This window comes from Bordetella muralis, from assembly GCF_054781015.1.
The window spans coordinates 374,421-400,578 of the sequence record NZ_BAAGVF010000008.1 but is presented as its reverse complement, the minus strand read 5'-3'; the positions used below and the strand labels follow the sequence as shown (position 1 = coordinate 400,578).

The 26,158-nt window shown below is 58.6% G+C and carries 20 protein-coding genes; 15 read left to right on the top strand and 5 right to left on the bottom strand.

Annotated features, from left to right (window positions below; all coding sequences use genetic code 11):
- Window positions 1-181 precede the first annotated feature (181 nt).
- From ACYVIT_RS19550 to ACYVIT_RS19540, 3 genes are all read left to right on the top strand, one after another.
- The gene (locus ACYVIT_RS19550) at window positions 182-1,225 is read left to right on the top strand and encodes a DUF72 domain-containing protein (RefSeq protein WP_415804148.1); all 1,044 of its coding nucleotides are present in this window, start codon (window positions 182-184) and stop codon (window positions 1,223-1,225) included.
- 218 nt (window positions 1,226-1,443) lie between these two features.
- Window positions 1,444-2,346 (top strand): alpha/beta fold hydrolase, encoded by a 903-nt coding sequence (locus tag ACYVIT_RS19545; RefSeq protein WP_415804147.1) that lies wholly within the window; start codon window positions 1,444-1,446, stop codon window positions 2,344-2,346.
- A complete protein-coding gene (locus ACYVIT_RS19540) occupies window positions 2,343-3,743 on the top strand; it encodes an MmgE/PrpD family protein (RefSeq protein WP_415804146.1) in 1,401 nt (466 codons plus the stop codon). The genes ACYVIT_RS19545 and ACYVIT_RS19540 overlap by 4 nt, the downstream gene beginning before the upstream one ends.
- 45 nt (window positions 3,744-3,788) lie before the next feature.
- Here ACYVIT_RS19540 and ACYVIT_RS19535 read toward each other — a convergent pair whose 3' ends face one another.
- Window positions 3,789-4,691, bottom strand: coding sequence for a LysR substrate-binding domain-containing protein (locus ACYVIT_RS19535; RefSeq protein ID WP_415804145.1), 903 nt, complete (start codon window positions 4,689-4,691; stop codon window positions 3,789-3,791).
- A 202-nt stretch (window positions 4,692-4,893) separates the two neighbouring features.
- On the opposite strand from ACYVIT_RS19535, the gene ACYVIT_RS19530 reads away from it, so the two are divergent.
- Complete coding sequence (locus ACYVIT_RS19530) at window positions 4,894-5,883, top strand: Bug family tripartite tricarboxylate transporter substrate binding protein (RefSeq protein ID WP_415804144.1); 990 nt, start codon at window positions 4,894-4,896, stop codon at window positions 5,881-5,883.
- A gap of 17 nt (window positions 5,884-5,900) precedes the next feature.
- Window positions 5,901-7,253, top strand: a complete 1,353-nt coding sequence (locus ACYVIT_RS19525) for an MmgE/PrpD family protein (protein ID WP_415804143.1) — start codon at window positions 5,901-5,903, stop codon at window positions 7,251-7,253.
- A 55-nt stretch (window positions 7,254-7,308) separates the two neighbouring features.
- Here ACYVIT_RS19525 and ACYVIT_RS19520 read toward each other — a convergent pair whose 3' ends face one another.
- The gene (locus ACYVIT_RS19520) at window positions 7,309-8,064 is read right to left on the bottom strand and encodes an Atu4866 domain-containing protein (protein WP_415804142.1); all 756 of its coding nucleotides are present in this window, start codon (window positions 8,062-8,064) and stop codon (window positions 7,309-7,311) included.
- A gap of 346 nt (window positions 8,065-8,410) precedes the next feature.
- Between ACYVIT_RS19520 and ACYVIT_RS19515 the strand changes: the two genes are divergently transcribed.
- A complete protein-coding gene (locus tag ACYVIT_RS19515) occupies window positions 8,411-9,235 on the top strand; it encodes an AraC family transcriptional regulator (RefSeq protein WP_415804141.1) in 825 nt (274 codons plus the stop codon).
- A 32-nt stretch (window positions 9,236-9,267) separates the two neighbouring features.
- Here ACYVIT_RS19515 and ACYVIT_RS19510 read toward each other — a convergent pair whose 3' ends face one another.
- Window positions 9,268-10,461 carry a LacI family DNA-binding transcriptional regulator gene (locus ACYVIT_RS19510; RefSeq protein ID WP_415804140.1) on the bottom strand — a complete coding sequence of 398 codons (1,194 nt, stop codon included), beginning with the start codon at window positions 10,459-10,461 and terminating at the stop codon, window positions 9,268-9,270.
- 37 nt (window positions 10,462-10,498) lie between these two features.
- Here ACYVIT_RS19510 and ACYVIT_RS19505 point away from each other — a divergent pair, with 37 nt between their 5' ends.
- The 9 genes from ACYVIT_RS19505 (at window position 10,499) to ACYVIT_RS19465 (ending at window position 23,703) form a co-directional block, all read left to right on the top strand.
- On the top strand, window positions 10,499-11,503 hold the full coding sequence (locus ACYVIT_RS19505; RefSeq protein WP_415804139.1) for a Bug family tripartite tricarboxylate transporter substrate binding protein: 1,005 nt from the start codon (window positions 10,499-10,501) through the stop codon (window positions 11,501-11,503).
- Between the two features lie 3 nt (window positions 11,504-11,506).
- Complete coding sequence (araD, locus tag ACYVIT_RS19500) at window positions 11,507-13,258, top strand: L-arabinonate dehydratase (protein WP_415804138.1); 1,752 nt, start codon at window positions 11,507-11,509, stop codon at window positions 13,256-13,258.
- A 21-nt stretch (window positions 13,259-13,279) separates the two neighbouring features.
- Window positions 13,280-14,089 carry an HpcH/HpaI aldolase family protein gene (locus ACYVIT_RS19495; protein WP_415804137.1) on the top strand — a complete coding sequence of 270 codons (810 nt, stop codon included), beginning with the start codon at window positions 13,280-13,282 and terminating at the stop codon, window positions 14,087-14,089.
- 22 nt (window positions 14,090-14,111) lie between these two features.
- On the top strand, window positions 14,112-15,080 hold the full coding sequence (locus ACYVIT_RS19490; RefSeq protein WP_415804136.1) for a Bug family tripartite tricarboxylate transporter substrate binding protein: 969 nt from the start codon (window positions 14,112-14,114) through the stop codon (window positions 15,078-15,080).
- A gap of 384 nt (window positions 15,081-15,464) precedes the next feature.
- Window positions 15,465-16,790, top strand: a complete 1,326-nt coding sequence (locus tag ACYVIT_RS19485) for an MFS transporter (protein WP_415804135.1) — start codon at window positions 15,465-15,467, stop codon at window positions 16,788-16,790.
- Window positions 16,791-16,809: 19 nt separating this feature from the next.
- A complete protein-coding gene (nirB, locus tag ACYVIT_RS19480; RefSeq protein ID WP_415804817.1) occupies window positions 16,810-19,362 on the top strand; it encodes a nitrite reductase large subunit NirB in 2,553 nt (850 codons plus the stop codon).
- Window positions 19,363-19,397: 35 nt separating this feature from the next.
- Window positions 19,398-19,733 carry a nitrite reductase small subunit NirD gene (gene nirD, locus ACYVIT_RS19475; RefSeq protein WP_415804134.1) on the top strand — a complete coding sequence of 112 codons (336 nt, stop codon included), beginning with the start codon at window positions 19,398-19,400 and terminating at the stop codon, window positions 19,731-19,733.
- Window positions 19,730-20,953 (top strand): NAD(P)/FAD-dependent oxidoreductase, encoded by a 1,224-nt coding sequence (locus ACYVIT_RS19470; protein ID WP_415804133.1) that lies wholly within the window; start codon window positions 19,730-19,732, stop codon window positions 20,951-20,953. The genes nirD and ACYVIT_RS19470 overlap by 4 nt, the downstream gene beginning before the upstream one ends.
- Window positions 20,954-20,967: 14 nt before the next feature.
- Window positions 20,968-23,703, top strand: a complete 2,736-nt coding sequence (locus ACYVIT_RS19465; protein WP_415804132.1) for a molybdopterin-dependent oxidoreductase — start codon at window positions 20,968-20,970, stop codon at window positions 23,701-23,703.
- A gap of 53 nt (window positions 23,704-23,756) precedes the next feature.
- Here ACYVIT_RS19465 and ACYVIT_RS19460 read toward each other — a convergent pair whose 3' ends face one another.
- Together ACYVIT_RS19460 and ACYVIT_RS19455 are read right to left on the bottom strand one after the other, a co-directional pair.
- Window positions 23,757-24,887 (bottom strand): porin, encoded by a 1,131-nt coding sequence (locus ACYVIT_RS19460; protein ID WP_415804131.1) that lies wholly within the window; start codon window positions 24,885-24,887, stop codon window positions 23,757-23,759.
- Window positions 24,869-26,047, bottom strand: a complete 1,179-nt coding sequence (locus ACYVIT_RS19455; protein WP_415804130.1) for a DUF1624 domain-containing protein — start codon at window positions 26,045-26,047, stop codon at window positions 24,869-24,871. Before ACYVIT_RS19455 ends, ACYVIT_RS19460 begins: the two co-directional genes overlap by 19 nt.
- Window positions 26,048-26,158: the final 111 nt, after the last annotated feature.

The window sequence follows — 26,158 nt, the reverse complement described above, 5'->3', positions numbered from 1 at the left end:
ACGGCTTGAATTCAAAAGGCAAAGCCGCAGGCCGGGATCACGTGCCCGTTGTCAGCAAGTGTAATCCTTTCGGACGACGGGCCGGGTGTGGCGGGTCGCTCTGCAGGGTGAGATTACTCCTTTCCGCCATCAAGACGGCAATACGGTACGCTTTAGCCTGTTTCAATGCCAGTATCCAAGCATGCAAGACGACTTATTTGGAGATACCGCTACGCAGCCGGAGGCCGCTGCCGCCTCTCAGGGGGATGCGGTGTCTTTCATCAACCTGAACCCTAACAAGGTGCAGCCCGCGCCCAGCGTTGAGGGCTGGCGCGATCTTGCGCGGCAGTTGCCAGCGCAATTGCGTTTTGGTGTCTCTACCTGGTCCTATCCGGGCTGGGATGGATTGGTGTGGGATGGGGATTACGCTTCGGCTACGCTGTCCAAAAACGGCCTTGAGGCCTACCATCAGCACCCGTTGTTGCGGACAGTGTGCGTGGACCGTACTTTCTGGCGCCCGTTGACGACAAGCCAATACGCCGCTTACGCAGGGCAAGTCGACGAGGATTTCCGTTTTGTCGTCAAGTGTCCCGCCAGCATCACCGATGCCCAGGTACGCAGCGAGGACGGCAAGGCACGCAAGGCCAACCCGAATTTTCTCGATCCGCGCCTGGCCGTGGAGCACTTTGTACAGCCGACGCTCGCCGGTTTGCGCGCCAAACTGGGCGTCCTGGTCTTTCAACTCAGTCCTTTGCCCTGGAACTGGCTCGGCCATCCCGCATCGCTGCTGGAGCGGCTGGACGGTATGCTGGCGGCCGTCCAGCAGGCCTTGCCTGCGGATGGCGCCGTAATCGTGGCCGTGGAAGTCCGAGATCCCGAGTTGCTGAGCCAAGGGCTGGTAGACACACTCAAGGCGCATAGGGCCACGTTCTGCCTGGGCTTGCATGGCAAGATGCCGCCGATCGAGGAGCAACTGCCCATGCTGCGTGCGCTATGGCCGGGCCCGCTGGTCTGCCGTTGGACCCTGAATCGGATCTTTGGCGCGTACGGTTATGCCGACGCGCAAAAGAAGCACGATCCATTTAATGCCATCCTCAGCGAAGACCCTCATACACGTGCCGTGCTGGCACGCACCATCCGTGGTATCACGGGCGCAGGCCAGCCTGCCTATGTGACGGTCAGCAATGATGCCGAAGGTTGTGCGCCGCTTTCCATCCAGATGCTTGCGCAGGCGATCGGAGCATAGTGCATGCCGACACGGTATCGCGGCGGCCGAGGATTAAATAGCGCGGGCCATGACGATAGGACAGCATTGCCTGATAGGAGTGCCAACGTCTTATCTGTTATTTCGACATCGGATAACTGTTAGCCGAATTCTGTATTAGCCACCCTGGCAACTAGTCTCTAGAGTGATGTTCCATGGTCATGACAGGAATGTCACCGCGACATTGCACAGGAGCAACAATGCAGCCGGTTTCTCAATCCTCCTCGTCGTTCGACAGCGACGACGGTGTCCACCCTGCTGGGCAGAACAGGATGCGCTACAAGATAAAGCGCCCGAATGGCGTCGAGTTGGAAGTCTATGCGTATGGCGATCGCGGTGGCGATCTGATCGTGATGCTGCCGTCGCTCGGCCGCGGCGCAGAGGACTTGGCCGACATTGCCACCCCGTTGAGTCAGGCAGGCTATCGGGTGTTGTGCCCCGAGCCGCGTGGTAACGGTGGCAGCACTGGTCCCTTGGAAGGAAAGACGTTGCATGACTGGGCCGAGGATATCGCGGCCGTCATCGAACATGACGGCGGAGGGCCAGCGTTCGTCATCGGGCATGCTCATGGAAACTGGATTGCCAGGACGGTCGCGTCTGACCGGCCCGACTTGGTACGTGCATTGCTGCTGTTGGCGGGCTCCGCTGGTAAAGTGCCCGTAGGTTACCAAGGCGTTCCTATCAGCGATGAGACCCGGGCTCAGATCGAGGTCTGCGGAAATATGCTGTTGCCTGAAGCAACGCGCCTGGAAAGCCTGCAAAAGGTCTTTTTCGCGCCGGGCAATGATGCGAGAGCCTGGCTCAATGGGTGGAACACGACGCTGATGACTATGCAGACACTCGCGCAAAAGAGAACGCCGGTGGATGATTTCTTTGCGGGTGGGACAGCGCCGATATTGAATCTGCAGGCCGAGTACGACGTCATTGCTCCTGCGCGCTTCGCAAACGTGCTCAAGGATTATCTGGGCGAGCGCGTGACGAACAAGACCATTCAGAACGCTGCGCATGCACTGCTGCCCGAGCAACCGCAGGCCGTCATACAGGAAATGCTTGCGTACCTGGCTGCACAGTCACGCCTTGCCAATCATACCCGCGACGAATGACTCAATCATCCATCTCCTTGTTGGACAATGCCACGCGGGAACTCGCCAGCTTTTCGGCTGCCCTGTCGTTCAATCAGATTCCCGACAATGTCGTCGGCAGAATCAAGACCAGCATATTGGACAGCATCGGTTGTTGCCTGTTCGGGATGACCTTGCCCTGGACACAGAAAGTTCAAGCCATGGTGGAGGAACAGGGCAGCATTCCTGTCGCCTCGTTGTACGGCTGCGGACGGAAAGCCTCTGTCGCGGATGCCGTGCTGGTCAACGCCACCGCGGGCCATGCATTCGAATTGGACGATATTCATAAGGAATCGATCCTTCATCCTGGTTCCATTGCTGTCCCTGTGGCGGTCGCCTTGTCGGAAAAGACGGGCAAGCGCCACGGCCGGGACCTGATAACTGCGATTGTGGCCGGATATGAAATCGGGACCCGTATTGGCAACGCGGCGACCATGGATCTATTTTTCCGAGGCTTTCATCCGCAGGGGACGTCCGGCGTTTTCGTTGCTGCCGCAACGGCGGGCCGCATGTTGGGGCTCGATGCGCATCGTATGCAACACACCTTGGGTATCGCAGGGTCTCAAGCGGGCGGACTGATGGCGGCTCAAGAAGGGGCAATGGTCAAGCGATTCCATTCTGGACGTGCGGCTCAGAGCGGGGTCTATGCGGCGCTGCTGGCTGACAAGGACTTTACCGGCATCACTGATGTGCTGGAGGCTTCTTATGGAGGCTACTTGAGCTCCTACTCGGGCAAGCCCAATCCTGGGCGATTGACCGATGGACTGGGCGTTGTTTGGGAAACGGAAAAAGTCGGCTATAAGCCACATGCCAGCGTTACAAGCATCCATGCCGCGCTCGATGCGCTGGCACAACTGATGCAGACTCACGATCTACGGCCGGATACGATAGCAAGCATTGATGTCGGCGTCAGCCACATGACTCATGTTCATTGCGCCTGGGAATACAAAGCGCAGGGAGTCACTGCCGCGCAGATGAACCTGTTTTATAGCTTGGCAGTGATGGCTTGCGATGGCATGGCGTTCGTAGAGCAGTATCGCCAGGAGCGTTTGGCCGATCCCCGCCTCCTGGCGCTCATTGCCCGCATGACGGCTCGTGTCGATCCCCGCATCGACGCGATGGGACCGGCATTCCGGCACGCGGCGGTGGTGACTATTACGTCGATCTCTGGGGAAGTGTTTACCACCGAAATACTGCATCGGCGCGGCAGTCCGGAAAGCCCGCTCAGCCCATCCGAGATCGAATACAAGTTCCGCAATATTGTGAGGCCTTGCCTACGGACGGAAGACATCGATACTGTGATTGAGCTGACACGCAACCTGGATCAATTGGAGGACATCCAGCCGTTGCTCGATATTTTGAGCGCAACCCGCGCCTAGTCAAGCGGGGCAGCGGGTTGGCTGGTTGAGGAGCGTGCGGGATCGTTACTCGGGATCGGCGAATGGCTCGTACATCACCTGACGGATGACTTTCTTGACCAGTTCCGTCGATACCTCGTCTCTCCAGATTGCGTACAGATGCAGATGGCCGGCGCTGTTGTCGACGTCCTTGAAGACGATGCCGGGAAAGGGTAGTCGCGAATACGGCTTGGGAACAATGGAGATGCCCAGCCCGGAACGGATCAGTTGAAAAACCGTGAATGGCGTTCTTGCCTGGTGTACCAGCGTGGGACGAAAGCCTTTTGCGAGGCAGCACGCCAATTGCGCATCATACAAAGACGGCGAGTGATCCCGTGAGAAACCAATGATGCGGTGTTTTTCCAGCTCCGCTGCGGTGATTTTCTCTGCGTGCTCGAGCTCATGACCTTCAGGAATGGCCAGGATAAACGGTTGAGAATAAATTGGCAGCTTGTTGAATGTCGAAATGGCCGGGATGGAGTGAACGATGCCGATGTCCAGCCGTTCCTGCATCAACGAGTCGACTTGGTCGCGCGACGACATGTCGTAGATGCTTAATTCGATGCCGGGAAAGTCTTTTGATATCCGGTCCAACACAATGGGCAATACCTGCAGTAGCGCCGATGTGACGAAACCGATTCTTATATTGCCGCCGTCGACAGCGGCCGCTCTGATCGTGGCGCCGACCGCGCTACGCAGGTTCGCGAGAATGTTGCGGCTCTCGTTCAGGAATATCTTGCCGGCCTCTGTCAATCGGACTTCGCGCCGGCTGCGCTCGAGCAATTGGACGCCCAGATCGTCTTCCAGTGCCTTGATCTGCTGCGATAGCGGTGGCTGCGACATATGAAGCCGGACCGCCGCCTTGCTGAAGCTTAGTTCTTCCGCGACAGCCACAAAGTAGCGCAGATGCCTGATTTCCGGACTATGCATGGCAGCCCCCCGTTTTGATAGCGCCTCCATGCACTCCCGGCATGGTATGCGGATCATAGCGTTGTTCGTTATATCCGCGGCAAATAACTCGGGTATCGAAACGGTATTGGACGGGCTCGAGGATGGCGCCTAGATTGTCAATACACACAAAAGCGGTGTCGATGAACGACTTACCGCACCGATCATTCACACGGAGACAATAATGACGAACCTGCATACCTCGCGACGGATATGGGCAATGATCGCCGTGGCGGTGACTTCCTTGATGGCGGCTCAAGCGCACGGCGACACTGACAAATATCCTTCCAGACCCATTACCGTCGTCGTGCCTTACACGCCGGGCGGGTCTGTTGATACCGTGGCTCGCCTGGTCACCGCTCAATTGCAGAAGCAGTTGGGACAACCGATCGTGATAGAAAACAAGCCCGGCGCGTCCGGCATGATCGGCTCGGAATATGTCGCTCGTGCCAAGCCCGATGGCTACACGCTGCTGCTGCACGCCTCTAGTCAGGTATATCTGCCCTTGGTGGATGCGCGAGTCAAATACGATGCGCTGAAGGACTTTACCCCGATCGCCCGGCTCGGCACGGTGCCGCTATTGGTAGTCACAGGGGCGCAGTCGCCCTTTAACACGCTAAAGGAACTGCAAACCCAGGCTCACGCAAAAAAGGATTCCTTGACGTGGGCGACGTCGGGTTATGGGACATCGAGCCATCTCGTGGAGGAGATGCTGAATCGTGATCTGAAACTCGGCATGCAGATTGTGCCGTATCGCGGTGCTGCACCGCAGCTGACCGATGTGACGGCTGGGCATGTTTCGGCTGCGGCTTCACCCATGCCCGGCGCTTATCCTTATGTCGCATCCGGAAAGCTCAAGGCCCTCGCGGTGACAAGCTCGTCGCGAGTCTCCAGACTGCCCAACGTGCCTACCGTGGCGGAAAGCGGGGTAGAAGGCTTCGATTTTTCCTCGTGGTATGGCGTATGGGGGCCGGCGGGCCTGCCGGCCAACATCGCGAGCCAACTCGCCACCGAAATCAACAAAGCGATCCATGCGCCCGAAGTGACCAAGGTCTTTGACACCATGATGTTCGAGGTCGCCGAGACTTCACCCCAGGACTTGGCAAAAGTACAGCAAGACGAGCACGACAAGATCAGCCTGCTCGCCAAAGAAGCCGATATTGCGGTCAAGTGAAATAAAGGGACCCTCACATGATAACGAGTAGCTTGGCCACGTGGTTGGCGGATTTATCCCCCGACCAGATCCCCGACGCAGTCACTCGAGAAATGCGTCATCTGGCGCTGGACACCTTTAGTGTGGCGCTCAGTGGCAGACGCACTCCGTGGTATCAGGCGATTCGCAACTGGGCCGTCCAGGACAACCGCTTGCAGCGGGGCGCGACCCTCTGGGGGGAAGGCGATACGCGGCTAAGGCCATCCGATACCGCCTTGGTCAATGGTGCAGCAGCTCATGCGTTGGAGCTCGACGACTTCCACAATGCCAAGGTGCATCCAGGCGCTGTCATTGTTCCGTCCGTGTTCGCGGTGGCAGAGCATTATCGCGTTGACCCTGCGCAACTGGATATGGCTCTGGCTGTGGGCTATGAGGTGATGATAAGGACGTCGCTGGCATTATCGCCGGCCGAAACGCGTCTGCGCGGTTGGCATCTGACGCCGGTATGCGGGCCGCTGGGGGCGGCTGCGGCCGTATCGGTCATGTTGCAGTTGAAACCATGCGAGATCCAGTCCGCTTTGGGATTGGCAGCTACCCAATCTAGTGGACTATTTGCCTTTACGTTGGACGGCTCCGACTCGAAGCGGCTGCACGCGGGCATGGCCGCCAGAGCCGGTGTGGTATCGGCAGAGCTCGCGCGCAATGGTTTGACCGGCCCGGCGTATGCCATCGAGGCGGAAGACGGAGGCATGATGAAGGCGTTTTCCGATCATTCGGATGCCACTCGCTTGCTGCATGAGTTAGGTAAAACCTGGCACGCCGCCAAGACCAATTTCAAACCCTATAGTTGTTGCGGCAGTGCTCATGCTCACGTTGATGCAGCCCTCGAGCTACGGCCTGTATGGTCGCATGGTGGGGTGGTGCGGGTGGGTGTGCCGACGCTGGTGGACATCCAATGCGGTTACCGATACGAGCCAGGGTCCGAGCTGCAGGCTCAGATGAGCGTACGTTATGCCGTCGCTGCTGCACTGTTGCGAGGTTCGGTGTTGCCACAGGATTTCGGCGAAGCGCAACGCCGTGATCCAGCCATCGTTCAGCTGGCCAATGCGATCGAGATGGTCAGGGACGATGATCTGGATCGGCGTTATCCAAAGGAGTTCTGTGGTTGGGTGGAGGTCATTGATCGTTCTGGCACGCCACATCGGATCATGCAATCCAATCCGTCTGGATCCTCAGAGAACACAGCACGACACGAAAAACTCCGGGAAAAATCCCTGGTGCTCTTGAACCAGGATTGCGACCCGGAGATCTCCGAGGCAATTTGCGATCAATTCCTGAGGTCCGGCCCGTTGGATATTCGAGGGATTCTAGGATCGCTGCGCATTGAGTAACCTCAACGCCGTCCGAGTCAGGAATCCGCCTCCACGCATCATCCAATGCCCGAGGCTATCCTCGGCGACGGAAAACCATGCCGCCGTGATGAAGGGTGTTCTCATCGATGAATACGCCATCTGCGGTGAATCCGGTGTCGTCCCAATAATCGATGTGGTTGCCCTTCACCTCATAACGGCCCTGATAGGCGCTCTCCCGACTACCGCGCGCCTCGTCGTATCGACCGTTGGCTAGAAGCTCATGGCGGATGTGTCCGTCGTCAGTCACCCACATTCCTACGTAAGGGTGCTCATTCATGTGCGTTTCTCCTTGTTGTTCAATAGAAATCCGTTTTATGACATCGTCATAGGGCGCGAGGTCGAGGAAGGCGATGACTTCGATTGCGCGTTGATTTTCCATTCGGAAAATCCACACATAGCTGTTGTGGTAGGGCTCCCCGTCGGCGGCGGTTGCCGTGCCATCCCAATGAACGACGACATCGTCACCCTCGGCCCATACGTCTTTCACTGTGGGCCGCACGGGTGTAGACAGGCGCGCTGCGAAGGGCGCGACTGCCTGCTCCATGAACGCATCTCGGCCCCGGTATGTTCCGGCAGCAGGGCTCGTTCCCTTGATTGTCCAGACGACGTCAGGTGACAACACGTCTTGGAAGAACGTCCCGGTGCCAGCGGCCCATTGCTCAAAGGCCTGTACGATGAACTGCCGATTACGCTCGGTCGTGGAATCGCCGGGTTGGGCATTCGCGCAGCCAGCGATCAGCGTGGCGAACGTCAGCGCCGTTACTGTGATGAGATATCTGAAAATCAGCATTCGCTGTGCTCCTATGGGTATGAGAGTGCTCTGGAATAGGGAGACGTTGTGGTTGCCAGTGCATCGGCACTGACGGACACCGAGACAGGAGGCCACGCCGATTTGTTCGGATGCGTCATTGACCGAAAATCGTGTATCTGGCCAGGCAGCAGTTTGCGTTGAGTGAGGTCAATGGGTGTAGCAGGATCGTCCTGAGTTCTTGTACGATCGTCCGAGCACACGGCTCTGCGGCCGTTGATATGCCAACATTCTCATAGAGTGACACATGGGTTCTCTGACAAAGCTTGTCGATATTCTGAATCGCCATGCCCCGGGTAATGGCGCCTATGACACGCCGATTCCAGGTGTGAAATTGCTTCGTTCAAACAGCCCTACCATGCCGATGCCGGTGGTGTATGAGCCGACACTTTGTCTTATTGCACAGGGCCGAAAGCGGGTAATGCTGGGGACGACTACGTACGTGTACGACCCGGCCAGATACCTGGTTGCTTCCGTCGATCTACCTGTTACGGGGACAGTCATTGAGGCCAGCGAGGCGGCTCCCTATCTGTGCCTCGTGGTCGATCTCGATTTGGCCGAGCTGAGCGACCTTTGTTTGCGTTACCCGGTGCAAGATCAGAACGACGATGTACCGTCGGCCGGCATCGCGCTCAACGACACCACACCAGAGGTGTTGGACGCCGCGGTACGCCTGGCAGCGCTGCTCGACACGCCGAGGGATATCGACGCCCTGGCTCCGCTAATGATCCGCGAGATTCTCTATCGTCTTCTGATGGATCCGGGAAATGGCATCCTGCGCCAGATGGCTGCAGCGGACAGCCGCCTGAATCAGATCGCCAAGGCCATTGCCTGGCTGCGCGGGCATTACAGCAAAAACTGCCGGATTGAAGAAATCGCCGACGTCGCCGGAATGAGTCGCTCGGCCTTCTATGCGCACTTCAAGGCGGTCACATCAATGAGTCCGCTGGATTTTCGGAGCCAATTGCGATTGCAGGAAGCGCGCCGGCTGATGGTTGCGGAGTCGATGGATGCCGCAGGCGCCGGGTTTCGGGTGGGCTACGAAAGCCCGTCTCAGTTCAGCCGCGACTATGCCCGTATGTTCGGTGATCCTCCGGCCAAGGACGCCTCTCGATTACGCAGAATGGCGCAGGCGTCTGCCGCACGTCCATAACAATGCGTCAGCCTGATGGCCTGACGCGCAGATCATCTACGCCGGCTGCTTTCCCTGACAATCAATTCGCTCTCGAATTCATCCCGCACCAGATCCGCCGGGTTTTCCCCTTCAGTATTCAAGAGCTTCAATATCGCTCGCGCCGCGTGTTGACCGATCTGGTATCTCGGAGGCCGCACGGTCGTCAATGCAGGTGTCAAACGTGAAGATATTGCCGCATCCCCGAATCCCGCGATCAGGCAATCCCGAGGCAGTCCTGCACTACACGCCGCCGCATGCAGAATAGCCCCGGCAGCCATATTGTCGTTGGAAAAAATCACTGCCTCGGGCCGCGAGCGTTTCGGCGCTTTTGCGAATGACTCGATCCATTTTTCCCCGACATCAAAGTCATCAGAATGCGCCGCGATCTGGATATCTGGTTTCAGCCCTGCTTTTCGCATCTGCGATGCGTACCCGTCAGCCCGTTGTCTGGCACGAAAATCTTCTTCAGCCATGGGCAGAACAAACTGAATGCGCTTGCATCCTTGATCTAGAAAATGCCCAGCGAGTATTGCGCCGACTTCAGCGTGCGGAAATCCCACTTGATGAAAAGGTCGCTCCGGAACAAATCCCCAGGCCTCGACGATTGGAATGTTCAACCCTCTCAGCATGGTTTCCGATGCGGGCGTGTGATCATCCCGTGTCAGTATCAGCGCACTCGGATGCCAACCCACAAAGGTGCGGATGGCTTGTTCTTCCTGTTCTTTTGAATATTGGGCGTTGGCCAGCAAGAGCTGCAGACCGGACGATTGCAGTTCATCGGTCATCCCCTTTACGAGGTCGGCAAACGTCGTGCTGGCAATGTTCTGCATGACTGCGCAGACCACGCGGCCTCTGCCTGAGGCGAGCCCGCCGGCGACTTGGCTGGGGACATAGCCAATGCTGTCGACGATCTCTTTCAGGCGCTCGCGTAATCCGGCAGACACTTTATCGGGCGAGTTGAAGTAGCGGGAGACGGTAATCGAGGACACGCCAGCCATGTGGGCAACGTCATGGATGGTGTAGGTCCCGGTCTTGCGACGGGCCGCGCGAGGAGTCTCTTTGGTGTCAGGCTTATTGTGTTGAGTCATGGTTTCTACTGATGGCGCCAGATCGAATGTTGATCCTACACTGCCTTCGATGTTACCGGTAACAGTTACCGGTAACATCCGAGCTAACCCTGAGATGCAATTCGCTAGAAATTGCACGAAAACGAAGAGGGGCCTGTGCCCCGGGAGACAAAAGATGGCCGTACATGGAGCTGGATCAAGACGTCGATTTGCCCTTGCCGCAGCGCTGCTGGCCTGCTTGCCGCTATGCCCCGTGCCCGCCCAAGCGAATGAGGCGCAGGGTTACCCGAAAAAGCCGGTATCCCTGGTGGTGCCGTATCCGGCCGGCGGCGTTGCCGACCAGTTTGCGCGCAGTATGGCTAGCGAGCTGGGCAAGCGGCTGGGGCAAAGCGTCATTGTGGAGAATCGCCCTGGTGCGAATGGCAACATCGGCTCAGCCTTGGTCGCCAAGCAAGCAGCGGACGGATATACCTTGCTGCTCGGCTCGACCAGTACGCTCGCGGTCAATCCGCACCTGTACAAAAACATGGGTTATGACCCGGTCAAGGACCTGCAACCGATCACGCTGACGCACCAAATGCCCAACGTGCTGATCGTCAATAGCGGCACGCCATATCGCAGCGTTGCGGACGTGATTGCAGCGGCAAAGAGGGCGCCTGGCCAGATTGCATTCGGGTCGGCAGGGAATGGCAATTCCATGCATTTGGCAGGGGTGTTGTTTCAAAAGCAAGCGGGCATTGAGTTGATGCATGTTCCGTATCAGGGAGCGCCTCCGGCGTTGACCGATGTCATGGGCGGCGCCATTCCGATGATGTTTATCAACTTGCCCGCCATCGTCGGCTATCAAAAGTCGGACAAGATTCGCATTCTGGCTGTGACGGATACCAAGCGCGCCAACAGTGCGCCCGGCGTGCCTACCTTCAGCGAGGAAGGTGTCGATGGGGTGGTGTCCCGCGTGTGGAATGGGTTGCTGGTGCGTCAGGGCACGCCCGATGCCATCGTAAAAAAATTGAACACCGAGATCGTGGCCATCCTCACCGATCCCACATTTCGCAAACCGCTAGAGGCGCAGGGCTACGAAGTCCTTTCGTCTTCTCCGCAAGAATTCTCGGATCTATTGAACAAGGATCTGAAAGCAATGGGCAAGCTCATCGAGGCTGCCAATATCAAGCTGGATTGAAACATGGTTGAAAGAAAGAAAATCGGCGAACTGCGCAGCCAACGCTGGTTCGCCGGAGAAAGCATTCGCGGTTTTGCCCATCGGCAGCGCATGCAGCAGCAAGGGCTGAATCGCGAAGAGTTCATGGGACGGCCCATCATCGGCATCCTGAACACGTGGAGCGATCTGTCTCCTTGTCACGCGCACCTGCGAGATCGCGCACAAGCTATCAAACGAGGCGTGTTGCAGGCAGGGGGGTATCCGTTAGAGCTGCCGGCGATGAGTCTCGGCGAGGTCATGGTGAAACCGACGACCATGCTCTATCGAAACTTTCTGGCCATGGAGGCCGAGGAGCTTATCCGCAGTTTGCCTCTGGACGGCGTGGTGCTACTGGGCGGCTGCGACAAAACCACGCCCGGCCTGGTGATGGGGGCTATATCGATGGGGATTCCTGCCATCTTTTGCCCTGCAGGTCCTATGTTGAACGACCGATACAAGGGACAAGCAGTCGGAGCCGGCACGCATACCAAGAAATACTGGGAACAGTACACCATTGGCGCCATCGACCAGGATGAATGGATATCACTGGAGGCGCGGATGACGCGTGCCCCCGGTACGTGCAACACGATGGGTACAGCCAGCACGATGACCGCCATCGTAGAGGCCATGGGACTGGCCTTGCCGGGCTCGACGAGTGTGCCTGCCATGGACGCGGGGCATACTCGAATGGCCTGGTCCTGCGGAACTCGGATTGTCGACATGGTGTGGGATGACCTCACGCCGTCGAAGATCCTGAGCCGTGCGTCGTTTCTGAATGGGGTGGCGACGTGGATGGCGTTGGGTGGGTCCACCAATGCGGCTGTTCATCTACCCGCCATGGCGAATCGCGCCGGCATTGAGCTGGGGCTGGATGATTTCGACAGCATGGCGCGCAAGGTACCCGTCATCGCCAATCTGTTCCCCTCGGGTAACCGCCTGATGGAAGACTTTTACTACGCAGGTGGATTGCCCGCGTTGCTGAACCGTATCAGCGATGTATTGGCACTGGACACATTGACGTGTACGGGCAAGACATTAGGCGCCAATATCGAGGGGCATGTCAGCACAGACGACGATGTGATCCGGCCGTTGAGCAATCCGGTTGTGAGTGCGGCGGATGGCTGTCCTGAGGCCAGTATGGCGCTCGCCGTGTTGCATGGAAATCTATGCCCGCAGGGGGCTGTCATCAAACCGTCTGCCGCATCTGCACGCTTGCTGAAACATACCGGACCGGCGTTGGTCTTTGATTCCAACGCAGATATGTTGGCTGCCATCAACGATCCCGCATTGGATGTGGATGAGAATACAGTTCTCGTGTTGCGTAATGGCGGTCCGGTCGGTGGCCCTGGCATGCCGGAATGGGGCAATCTGCCGATTCCCAAAAAGTTGCTCGAAAAAGGCGTCACCGACATTTTGCGTCTCTCGGATTCGCGAATGAGCGGCACACATTATGGGACTTGTGTTTTGCACATCAGCCCCGAGTCCGCTGTGGGCGGGCCCTTGGCTCTGATTCGTACGGGCGATCTGATTCAGCTCGATATCGCGAAACGGCAACTCGACGTTCTGATTTCCGACGCCGAACTGGCTGAGCGGAGAAAACAATGGGTGCCACCCGCCACGACCTATGAGCGCGGCTACACCCGTATTTACCAGGCAGAAGTGACACAGGCCCATCAAGGCTGCGATTTCAAGGCCCTCGAAGGGACCGCGCCTACGCCCGAACCCTCTATTTACTAAAAACGCAGACAAGGACACGTAATGCCAGCGCCGAAAGACTTGTTAGAAAACGCATTTCGCACCCGTTTGAATGAACCTGGCGTGCCGCTTGGAACGTGGCTGATGTCAGGCACCTCCAGTACGGCGGAGGCCATGGGCCACGCTGGATTCGATTGGCTATTGGTCGACCTGGAGCATGTCCCGCTTGATGAAAAAGAAACGCTCGCGGTACTGCAAGCGATCGCCGGCACTAATGCCTGCCCGATTGCCCGGTTGGCGGCCAATGATCCGATCCTGTTCAAGCGTGCCTTGGATCTCGGTGCCAAAACCGTCATGGTGCCGTTTGTGGACAGCGCTGCGGCGGCTCAGCAGGCGGTATCGTATGCAAAGTATCCGCCTGAAGGAATTCGCGGTTTTGCGGCCGTGCATCGTGCCAGCGGCTATGGCACAGCAAACGAGTACGCCAAACGCGCGAATGACTCGGTCTTCACCATCATTCAGTTGGAAACGCCGCAGGCTGTGGCTGCGTTGGAGGATATTGCGAGTGTGCCGGGCGTCGATGCGCTTTTCCTGGGACCAGGCGATCTATCCGCCAACATGGGGCATATCGGCAACATCGCTCATCCCGACGTCGAAGCCGTGATCGCCGATGTGGCCAAACGTTGCCAGGCGATCGGCAAACCTTGCGGCATTGTCGGTCCTACCCCCGAGATGGTTTCCGAGTTCATCGAACTCGGTTACTCGTTCGTTGCCGTGGCTTCGGATATGGGCATGATGATGCGGCAGGCGACTGCTTTCATCGGTGCTATCCGGCCCGCCATCGCAAAAAAATTCGAAAGCAGCGTGTACTAAAGAGAGATTGGGAGACAACACGATGAAATCACCATTGGCTCTGGTGAGCGCGATCGCGACCGCCACGGCGCTGGCCATGGCGCCTCAGATCGTGTCTGCACAGCAGGCGAACTACCCCAGTAAACCCGTCACCATGATCGTGCCGTTTGGTCCAGGCGGCACCTCCGACATCATGGCTCGAATCCTGGCGAAGCATCTGAGCGCCGCGCTGCCTGCGACGATTGTTGTTGAAAACAAAGCCGGAGCGGGCGGTGCCATCGGGATGACCCAACTGAAGCGATCTGCGGCAGACGGATACACGGTGGGCCTGTCCGTTATCGGGCCGGAAGTCCTGCAACCCGCGATCCGACAGACGGGATACACCTATCAGGATTTTGACCACGTATGTGCCACCTATTCAGTGCCGCTGATGATGATGGTCACGGAGGATTCGCCTTTTCGCAGCGTCTCGGATGTCATCTCTTATGCGAAAGAAAACCCGGGCAAGCTGACGTATGGGTCATCAGGGCACGGCACATTGCTGCATCTGGCCATGGAGATGTTGATGGATCAGGCTGGGGCCACGGCGCTGCACGTTCCATACAAAAGCTCTGGAGAGATGGTCACTGATCTGATGGGGAAACAGATCATGGTGTTCAACGAGACGCCGACGGTGTCCAAGCGCTATAAGCTGCGCCCGTTGGCGGTGTTCTCGGACAAGAGGCTGGCCGGCTATCCCGATGCTCCGACCATTCAAGAAGCGGGATGGTCTATCAATGCGTCTATATGGGGCGGGTTGATTGCGCCAAAGGGCCTGCCTAAAGAGGCGATAGCTGCATTGGAAAACGCATGCCAAACGGCATTGAAAAGCGATGCGTATCGGGCTGACGTCGAGCCGGTGGATACCCCAGCCTATTACATGGACTCGCAAGCCTTCGCCGCGTTTGCACAGGACCAGTTCAAAATGTATGGCGATCTTATCAACCGTCTGGGTTTAGTGGAAAAGCAATAACTTGGCGCATGGTTTGATGGGCTGAGTTTCGTTAATGTCCGAGCAGGCTTAGGCTGCCGAGGGCAACCGAGGATGCTCAGATCCTCATTGAAGGGGGATGCTGGTGCCAATATTCAGCATTCCCCTTGTTGGTTCACGCGTCCCCTTTTTGTAGGGACGATCAGCACCATTGTCGTGCGGGCAGATGTCCGCGAGAACCCAGCAGCACCTGATTGGTGCACATTCACCCGGAATGAGTGCGCGTAGCACTCGTTTGGTGCGACGCAGCATTGTCTTGTCTTGGTGGCCTCGTTTGGCACGGTTTTTGCATAGTTTCTAAGGCAAAAAAGATCCGTGCCAGCCGGTACACCAGCTGGTCTCAAGTAATTCGTCATTGGGACAGACATGACTGCCAGAGCTACTCGCATTGATTTATTCAGCCTGCGTACGCCGCAGATGCGTGCCTTTCATTTGACTTGGCTGGCATTCTTTGTGTGTTTCTACGCCTGGTTCGCGTGCGCGCCGCTGATGCCCGTGCTAAAGGGCGAATTCAACCTCACGCCCGGACAGATTGCCAATATCAATATTGCCGCGGTAGCGGTGACCATTCTCGTGCGCCTCATTGTCGGGCCGTTGTGTGACCGCTATGGACCGCGCAAGGCCTATACCGGTTTGCTGGTGTTGGGAGCGATCCCCGTGTTGGGCGTGGCGTTGGCACAGAGCTACGAAGCCTTCTTGTTTTTTCGCCTGGCGATAGGTGCGATCGGCGCGAGCTTCGTGATCACGCAGTATCACACCTCTGTGATGTTCGCACCCAACGTAGTCGGCACGGCCAACGCCACCACGGCAGGCTGGGGGAACGCAGGTGGTGGCGTGGCGCAGGGCACGATGCCGCTACTCTTGACGGCCATTGTGATGATAGGCGTGAGCCAAAGCCTGGGTTGGCGGCTGGCCATGGTGGTGCCCGGTGTAGCCATGCTGATTGTTGCCGCGCTGTATTGGCGCTACACGCAGGATTGTCCCGAAGGCAACTATGCAGATCTGCGGGCAGCCGGAAAGACGATCGATGGCGCCAAGAAAGGCGGCTGGGCGAGTTTTGCCACGGCGGCCTGTAACTATCGCGTGTGGCTGTTGTTTGTGACCTATGGCGCCTGCTTTGGTGTCGAGATTTTTATCCACAACGTGGCCGCTATTTACTACGTCGAGCATTTTGGTCTGTCGCTCTCCTCGGCAGGCATGGCGGCCGCGAGCTTTGGTTTGCTGGCGTTGTTTGGCCGTGCGTTGGGCGGCATCGTGTCTGACCGGATGGCCCAGCGCCGCGGATTAGATGGACGCACGCTGTTGTTGTGCGTGCTGATGGTGGGCGAGGGTGTGGGGCTGTTGGGCTTTGCTCATGCGGATAACACCACGCTGGCCGTGCTGGCAATGCTGGTGTTCGGCCTCTTTACCCATATGGCCTGCGGTGCGACGTATGCGCTCGTGCCCTTTGTTGATCGCAATGCCTTGGGCGGTGTGGCGGGCATCATCGGCGCCGGCGGCAACGTAGGCGCGGTGGCGGCAGGTTTCTTGATGAAGGGGATGGGCGATACGCAGAGCACCCTGTCCGTGCTGGGTGTGTTGGTGATCCTGTCGGCGGCATGTGCGGTTGCCGTGCGTTTTTCTGCAGAACATAAGGCCCGAGAACAAGCCTTGTACAACAACACGCTGAACCCCAGCGCCGCGGGCGCCTGAGGAGGAGTTTTTCATGAGTATGAAGATCATCGTAGTTGGCCACGGCATGGTGGGCCACAAGTTTCTGGAAAGTCTGGCTGAGACGGGGCTGCAAGATGTCGAAGTCACGGTGTTGTGCGAGGAACCCCGTCCTGCCTATGACCGGGTGCACTTGTCAGAGTTTTTCAGCGGACGTACCGCTGACGATCTGTCGCTGGTAGAGCCTGGTTTCTTTGAACGTACCGGTTTCAAGTTGCGCCTGGCTGCGCGCGCCGTTGCGGTAGAGCGCCGCAATAACACCGTGACGACTGCTGATGGTGAGGTGCTGCCCTATGACAAGCTGGTGCTCGCCACGGGCTCCAATCCCTTTGTGCCGGGTTTGCCTGGACGTGATCGTCCGAATTGCTTCGTTTATCGCACCATCGAAGATCTGGAAGCGATGCAAGCCGCTGGCCGTGGGGCCAGGCGCGGTGTGGTCGTCGGTGGCGGGCTGCTGGGCCTGGAGTGTGCGAAAGCCCTGCGCGATATGGGCCTGGAAACGCATGTAGTCGAGTTTTCGCCTCGCTTGATGACGGTACAGGTAGATGAGAGTGGCGGCCAGATGTTACGCCGCAAGATCGAGGCCTTGGGCGTTCAGGTGCATACCGACCGAAACACGGTAGAGATCGTTGACGGGACGCTGGCGCGCCACCGTATGGTGTTTGCCGACGGCAAGCTCCTGGAAACCGATATGATTGTGTTCTCTGCCGGCATACGGCCGAGAGACGAACTGGCGCGGCAGTGCCTGCTGGCGGTGGGCCCGCGTGGCGGCGTAGTGATCGATGATTTCTGCCGCACAAGCGATCGCAATGTTTATGCGATTGGCGAATGCGCGTCGTGGCAGGAACAGGTGTTTGGCCTGGTGGCGCCCGGTTATGACATGGCTCGTGTGGCGGCTCGGCATATCGCCGGCGAGGCTGGCCTGACCGGTGTCGAGTCCATCCGGTTCACCGGCGCCGACATGAGCACCAAACTCAAGCTGATGGGCGTGGATGTGGCCAGTATCGGTGACGCGCACGGCAAGACGAAGGACTGCCGCAGTTACCAATATGTCGATGAGCGCAAGCAGGTCTACAAGAAAATCGTCACCAGCGAGGATGGCAAAAAATTGCTCGGCGCCGTGCTGGTAGGCAACGCCGACGAGTATGGCACGCTGCTGCAGATGGCGCTGAACGGTATTGCCCTGCCCGACGAACCAGAGTTTCTGATTCTGCCGTCCAGCGATGGCAAGGCCAAGCCTGGCCTGGGCGTGGACGCGTTGCCCGACAGCGCACAGATTTGCTCCTGCAATAACGTCAGCAAAGGACAGATCTGCGCGGCCGTAGGGGAAGGGGTATGCACGATCGGCGATCTGAAAGCCTGCACGAAGGCGGGATCGACGTGCGGTGGCTGTGTGCCGTTGGTGACGCAGGTCATGAAGGCCGAAATGAAAAAGCAGGGAATGGCCGTCAACAACCATTTGTGCGAGCATTTCCCCTATTCGCGTCAGGAAATCTACCACTTGGTCCGAGTGGGCGGCATCAAGACTTTCGACGCATTGTTGGAAAAGCATGGCAAGGGCCTGGGTTGCGATATCTGCAAACCCGTCGCGGCGAGCGTGCTCGCGTCCTGCTGGAACGAATTCGTTCTGCAACCGCCTTTGGCTGGCCTGCAGGACAGCAACGACTATTACCTCGGCAATATCCAAAAAGACGGCAGCTATTCCGTCGTGCCGCGTATGCCTGGTGGCGAGGTGACTCCCGACGGTTTGATCGCAGTCGGTCAGGTGGCCAAGAAATATGGCCTCTACACCAAAGTCACAGGTGGCCAGCGCGTGGATATGTTTGGCGCGCGGGTAGAGCAACTGCCTCTGATTTGGGAAGAGCTGATCGCTGCCGGCTTCGAATCGGGCCACGCGTATGGCAAATCGTTGCGTACCGTCAAAAGCTGCGTGGGATCCACGTGGTGCCGTTATGGTGTGGGTGATTCCGTGGGCTTCGCCATTTCTCTGGAGAACCGATACAAAGGCCTGCGTTCTCCGCACAAGATCAAGTTCGGCGTGTCGGGTTGTACCCGTGAATGCGCCGAGGCACAGGGCAAGGACGTGGGCATCATCGCCACCGAGAAAGGCTGGAATCTCTACGTTTGCGGCAATGGCGGCATGAAGCCACGTCACGCCGAGTTGTTGGCATCCGATCTGGATCAGGCCACGCTGGTGAAGTATGTCGATCGATTTTTGATGTTCTACGTGCGTACGGCAGATCGCTTGCAACGCACCAGCACCTGGCGCGACAACCTCGAAGGCGGCCTGCAGTATCTGCAAGATGTCGTGGTGCACGACAAGCTGGGCATTGCGGCCGAGCTGGAAGCCGAGATGCAGCACGTGGTCGATACCTATCAGGATGAGTGGAAAGTCGCTGTCACACAGCCGGAGGTGCGCAAGCGTTTCCGCAGCTTTGTGAATAGCGAATCGCTTGACGAGAAAATCGTCTTTGTCCCGGAGCGCGGACAGATTCGCCCTGCCTCGCCGCAGGAGCGTGAAGAATCCGAGCGAGCGGAAGCCCTCACCGTCTAGCACGGCCTCATTGGATATAGAGAAGGAATGGCAGCATGACAACCTTTGAAAAAGGCTGGGAAGACGTCTGCGCAGTTCAAGACATCGTGCCCGGCACCGGCGTCTGTGCCTTGGTCGGTGGGCAGCATGTGGCGGTATTTCGTTTGATCGACGGGCGCATCTTCGCCATTGGCAATATCGACCCCAAGAGCGGCGCCAGCGTGCTGGCGCGCGGTTTGGTCGGAAATCTCGGTGATCGTGTCGTCGTCGCGTCGCCGTTATACAAGCAACATTTCGACCTGTTCACCGGTGAGTGCCTGGAGGAGCCAGAGCAGTCAGTGCCAGCATACCCTGCCAAGATCGACAACGCTCGGGTCTGGGTGGCAGCATGAGTCAGGCGGGGCGCCCCAGCCTGGTGGTAGTAGGCAATGGTATGGCTGGTATGCGTACCGTAGAGGAACTGCTGCAGCTCGCCCCGGATCTGTACGACATCACCGTATTCGGTGCAGAGCCGCATGGCAACTACAACCGTATCCTGTTGTCCCCGGTGCTGGCCGGTGAAAAGAGCGTGGGCGATATCATGCTCAATACGCGTGAATGGTACGCGGAGTACGGCATCACGTTGCATGCTGGTGATCCGGTGGTGCAGATCGATCGTTCGCGCCGGTTCGTGCATGCGCAAAGCGGCCTGCAAGTTCGCTATGACCGATTGTTGATCGCCACGGGGTCGCGGCCCTTCATTCCTCCTGTGCCGGGCAGCGACCTCGATGGCGTAATCGGGTTTCGCGACATTCAGGACGTGCAAACCATGCTGGAGGCCTCGCGCCAGCATCATCATGCTGTGGTGATCGGCGGTGGGCTGCTGGGGCTGGAGGCTGCCAACGGTTTGCTGCGTCAAGGGATGACGGTGACCGTGGTGCACTTGCATCCGAGTTTGATGGAGCGCCAGCTGGATGCGCCGGCCTCTGCATTGTTGCAGCGGGCGCTGGAGTCCAGCGGCCTGCGTTTTGAAATGAGCGCGCAGACTGCCGAGCTGGTAGGCACGGAGCGCGTCACCGGGGTGCGTTTCAAGGACGGGCGCGAGATTGCCGCCGATCTGGTCGTGATGGCGACAGGCGTGCGGCCAAATGTCGACCTGGCCCGTGACTCGGGCCTGCATTGCGAGCGTGCGATTGTCGTCGACGATACGCTGCAAACCTATGATCCGTGCGTGTACGCGGTGGGCGAGTGTGTAGAGCATCGGCGCAGCACGTTCGGCCTGGTTGCCCCAATATGGGAACAGGCGCGCGTATGTGCTGCACATCTGGCGGGGGCGGGCCACCGCCGCTATGTTCAGCGTGCCACGGCGACCAAACTCAAGGTCACGGGCGTCGATCTTTATTCGGCAGGCAACATTGTAGGCGGCGCGGATACTGAGGATATCGTTCTGCGTGATCCACGGCGGGGTATCTATAAGCGGCTGGTACTCAAGGATGATTGCGTCGTCGGCGCGGTGTTGTATGGCGACGTGACGGACGGGCCGTGGTATTTCGATCTGATCCAACGGCAAGCGCCGATTACCTCGATCCGGCAACGCCTATTGTTTGGCCAAACACTCTGCGAAGCAGATTGACGGCATGATTGCAGATGACAACGACGATTAAGATAGCTTCCGTTGATGCGCCGGTACGTACCACGTGCCCCTATTGTGGCGTGGGTTGTGGCGTGTTGGCTACGCCGCAGGTTGATGGCGAAGTACACATTGCGGGGGACCCTCAACATCCTGCCAATGCAGGGCGTCTATGCGTGAAAGGCTCCGCGCTGGGTGAGACGGTTGGCCTGGAGGGCCGCCTGCTTTATCCTGCGATGCGGCAGGCCGGGTCCGATAAAAACGCGCCTTTGCAACGCGTATCGTGGGATCAGGCACTCGACACTGCAGCCCAGGGATTGCGTCGCATCATCGAATCGCATGGTCCTGACGCCGTGGCGTTTTATGTGTCCGGTCAGTTGTTGACCGAGGACTACTACGTTGCCAATAAATTGATGAAGGGCTTTATCGGCAGCGCCAACATCGACACGAATTCCCGGCTGTGCATGTCGTCGGCCGTGGCAGGACACAAGCGGGCCTTTGGTGAAGATCTCGTGCCTGTCTGCTATGACGATCTGGAATTGGCGGACCTGGTCGTTCTGGTGGGATCGAATGCCGCATGGTGCCATCCCATCCTGTTCCAAAGGATCGCGCGTGCCAAAGAGGCCCGGCCAGACATGAAACTGGTAGTAATCGATCCACGTCATACCGCTACCTGCGAGCTGGCCGATCTGCACCTGCCGGTCAAGTCTGGCACCGATGTCTGGCTATTCAATGGTTTGCTGGCGCATCTGGTGCGGCAGGGTCTCACTGATGAGAGTTTCGTTTCCGAGCACACTATGGGTCTTGATGAGGCGCTGCTCGCCGCGGGCGTTGAGAGCGACATCGCATCTGTGGCCCGCGACTGCCGGCTCGATGAGGAATCGGTTCGCACTTTCTTTCAGTGGTTCAGCGAGCGGCCCCGTACGATCACCGCGTTTTCGCAAGGCGTGAATCAGTCCTCCGCAGGTACAGATAAAGTCAACAGCATCATCAACTGCCATCTGCTCACGGGTCGTATTGGTCAGCCCGGCATGGGGCCGTTCTCAATCACCGGCCAGCCCAATGCCATGGGCGGACGCGAGGTTGGGGGCTTGGCCAATATGCTGGCAGCCCATCTGGAACTGCATGAGCCGGCGCATCGCGAACTCGTCCAGGCATTCTGGCATGCGCCGCGCATGGCCAATCGTGTGGGTTTGAAGGCCGTCGACTTGTTTCGTGCCATCGAGGCGGGGCGCGTAAAGGCAGTATGGATCATGGGAACGAATCCCGTGGTCAGCCTGCCCGATGCAGACCAGGTCCGACGTTCCCTGAATGCGTGCGAGCTTGTGGTGGTGAGCGATATCGTCGCTCATACCGACACCATGGCGCACGCTGACGTCGTACTGCCTGCATCGGGTTGGGGAGAAAAAGACGGCACCGTCACCAACTCGGAACGCCGGATCTCGCGCCAACGTGCGTTCCTGCCGGCGCCAGGCGAGGCGCGAGCGGATTGGGACATCATTGCCGATATGGCACGGCGTATGGGCTACGAGGGCTTTTCGTATCGCCACCAACGAGAGGTGTTCGACGAGCACGCGCGCTTGTCGGCGCAGTCCAACGAAGCGAGTCTCATACCGAGAGCTTTTCATATTGGCGGGCTGGCGGGACTATCACCAGCCGCATACGACGCGATGACGCCGGTGCAATGGCCTCTGCCATCGCCGGGCGACAGTGGCGTCGCGCGCCTGTTCAGCGACGGCGGTTTTTCCCATGCAGACGGACGTGCGCGTTTTGTACCCACGCCGGTGCGTACTCCGGAATACGCCGTAGATGACGAGTATCCGCTGATACTCAACACGGGCCGTGTGCGTGACCAGTGGCACACCATGACACGCACGGGCCGCGCTCCAAAACTGGCCGAGCACGTTCCCGAGCCCTTTATTGACCTGCACCCGCACGATGCGCTCCTTGCTGGCGTGCGGGAAGGGGCGTTGGCACGCGTGCGTTCTCGCTGGGGCAGCGTGGTGGCCAGAGTGCGCCAAGGGGGCGGCATCGCTCGCGGCAGTGTGTTCGTGCCCATTCACTGGAATGGTCAGTTTGCTTCTGACGCGCGCGTGGGGGCTGTGGTCAACCCAGTCGTCGACCCAGTTTCGGGCGAACCGGAGTTCAAGCACACACCGGTGATGGTGGAGCCTTTCGACGTGGCATGGCATGGTTTTGTGCTGACGCGCCGGGAGCTGAATACCCATGATGTAGCTTGGTGGACGCGTATCCAGGGGCGACAGTTTCTGCGCTATGAACTGGCCGGACGGCAGCTGGTCGATATCCCCCACGATTGGGCGCGCGCGCTGCTGGGAGTGGACGACGCGCAGGCCGACTGGTTGGAATACGAGGACCGTACTGCACGCATCTATCGCGCCGTGTACGTCGTCGACGATCGCATCGAAGCCTGTGTGTATCTGTCGCCGCGTCCCGATCTGCCGTCGCGTCAATGGTTGGCCAGCTTATTTGCTCAGGAGCGTCTGGAAGACATCGATCGCGCAGGCGTGCTGTTGGGCCAGCCCATCGTGGCTGGAGCTGATACCGGTCCAGTCATTTGCTCCTGTTTCGGTATCGGCCGCAATACTATCTGTGATGCGATCCGTGACAAGGGACTGCAGACGACCGGTGAGATAACGGCCTGTGTCAAAGCCGGTGGTAACTGTGGTTCGTGCGTGCCAGAGCTCAAACGGTTGCTCACGGAGACACAGGTATTGATGCGCGCGGCGGCTTGATTCTTTGAGTGTTCCAATGCTGATCAGGCACTCGCGCTACACGTATCCCGGACTTAAAACCGGTGTCTCAGCCCCACCGCATACTGCGTCTGGTGCCAGGACGGATCGTCCCATGCACCACGTAAGTATCCCGCAATGGCGTAGACGCCCGTGCGTTTGGACAGTTCGTGGGTGTAGCCCAGTGAATAGACTTGCTGGTGATGCGTGGCATTGGCTGCGGCCAATGCACCGTCGTTCTGCGGCACACTCGCCTGCCAGGATGCCATGACCGAGCCTGCGCCCACACGCCAGGTCAGGCCCGCTAATAGTCCATGTACCGTGCTATCGGGAAAATACGCCTGTTGCCCCGGTGACGGAACGGCGGGAATTGTGGAGCCGTGCCGTATCCACGACCATGCGGCGTAGACTGTCAGCGCCTCCCAGGTGGCACGCACCGCGGCCGTCGTGGAATAAGGCTGGCGTGCGGCGCCCTGGGCAGCCATCGCCTGGGCCTGTGGGGTGTTTTCTGCCCAGTGGGCGCGCTCGTGCGTCAAGGTCATCGCGTAGGCGTCTTGTTCATAGACGACCGCCGCGCCGGCCAGCTTATTGGAGGTATCCGTGGCGAACCCGCCAGCACTGTCGTAGTCGAAGCTATAGTCTGCGCCGGCGCGCCATCCGTTCCACGATGGCGTCCAATAGGACACCATGTTGTCGGCGCGATTCGCATTGAACGGCAACAGGTCGGTCTGCGCACCGGTATTCAGATAGGAGGCCAGGAACGGATCAAATTCAGCCAGCGTAGCGGATGATGCCGAGGTCTGACGCCCCAGTCGTAACTCTCCAATGGGGCCGGACAAGCCCACCCAGGCGGCGCGCCCAAATAGCCGGCCACCCTGCGCGGACCGTCCATTGGTCGCCAGAATGCCGCTTTCCAGATTGAAGTTCGCACGCCAGCCCGAGCCCAGGTCTTCGGTGCCGCGCAATCCCCATCGCGATCCCGATTGCACGCCGCTTTGCATGGAGATCGATGTGCCTTGCTCTTGGGAACTGATGCCCGCTATGCTGAGATCGATGACGCCATACAGCACGAGTTTCTGCGATTGCGATTGTGCGTGTGCGACGTACGGCGTACAGGCGGCAGTCGCGCATCCGGCATGGATTGCCGCGTTCCGTAGCCAGCTGTGCATCACAGATACTTCAGCCAAGTGATGTCACGACGACGCGCTTTCAGTTGGCCATACCAGCGCACGGGCAGAAACAACGCCGCGGCCAGCAATATCGAAATGACCCACAAAGCAGGCACGCCAGACACACCAAAGTAGTCGCCCTGGTTCAATCCCCATATCGCAACGCACGCCAGATATAGAGCTTTCAGAACATAAAGGTGCAGCAGATAAAAGAACATGGGTGCGGCACCAAACACGCACAAGACGCGTATCCACGCGGCTCGTCCTGCACGTTCCATCCACGCCAGCAACACCAATCCCAGGCCGAGGGTCAGCAACAGGAACATGAGCGATGGCGGGTACTTTGTCACGTTCAAAAAGCTCATGAGTGTGTGTATCGTGTCGTCTTGCATCCCCCATTCTTGGGCTTGGCCATAGCCATTGATTGCACGCAGTACGATAAACGCTGCCAAGACTCCCAAGCCGCCATAAAGCAGGCCGCGTTGTCGCGCCGTTGAATGGATTCTCGCGTGAAACCAGGGACCGGCGGCATATCCCAATGCAATGACGCCTATCCAGGGCAGCAGAGGATATGAGGTGCGCAGACGCAACGCGTCGCTCACTTCGATCCAGCCGCGATCGTGGAGGACGGCCCAGGGGATGTGTGCCCAGTGATCTTGTGCGAAGTGGACGGAATCCAGCAGATTGTGCCCTGCGACCAGCAGCAATCCCACGCCGGCCACGACAGGGCGAGGCAGCCACAGTAACGCTGCCAGGGCCAGCATGCTCAGGCCGATGACCCAGATGACTTGCAGATAAATGACCGATGGCGGAAACGCAAACGTCCACGCGAAGTTCACGACCACGATTTCCAGCGCGATCAGGAATAGACCACGCTTGGCCAGGAATGCTGCCGTGGCGGCTCGGCTACCGGCGCGATCGCCATATAGCCAAGCCGAAATGCCGGTCAGTAAAACAAAAACCGGGGCGCACAAGTGAGCCAGCAAACGGGAAAAAAACAGGTCGGGCGGCGTGGCCGCGGCATCCATCGGATCGCCCACCTGAAAATGCAGGTAGAACGTTTCTCGGACGTGATCCAACAGCATGATGACGATGACCAAGCCACGCAAGGCATCGATGGAATACAGGCGGTGAGAGGCGGCAGAAGGGTGGGGCGAGTGAGGCTGGACGGCAGACATGTAATGGTGGCAGGCGTGCCGGCGATGCGGCAAATGCGTCGGTGCTTAAAAGTGGCTGTATTGTAATGTAATAACATTCCAATACAACTGGGGCACCCTGTCACGCTACTC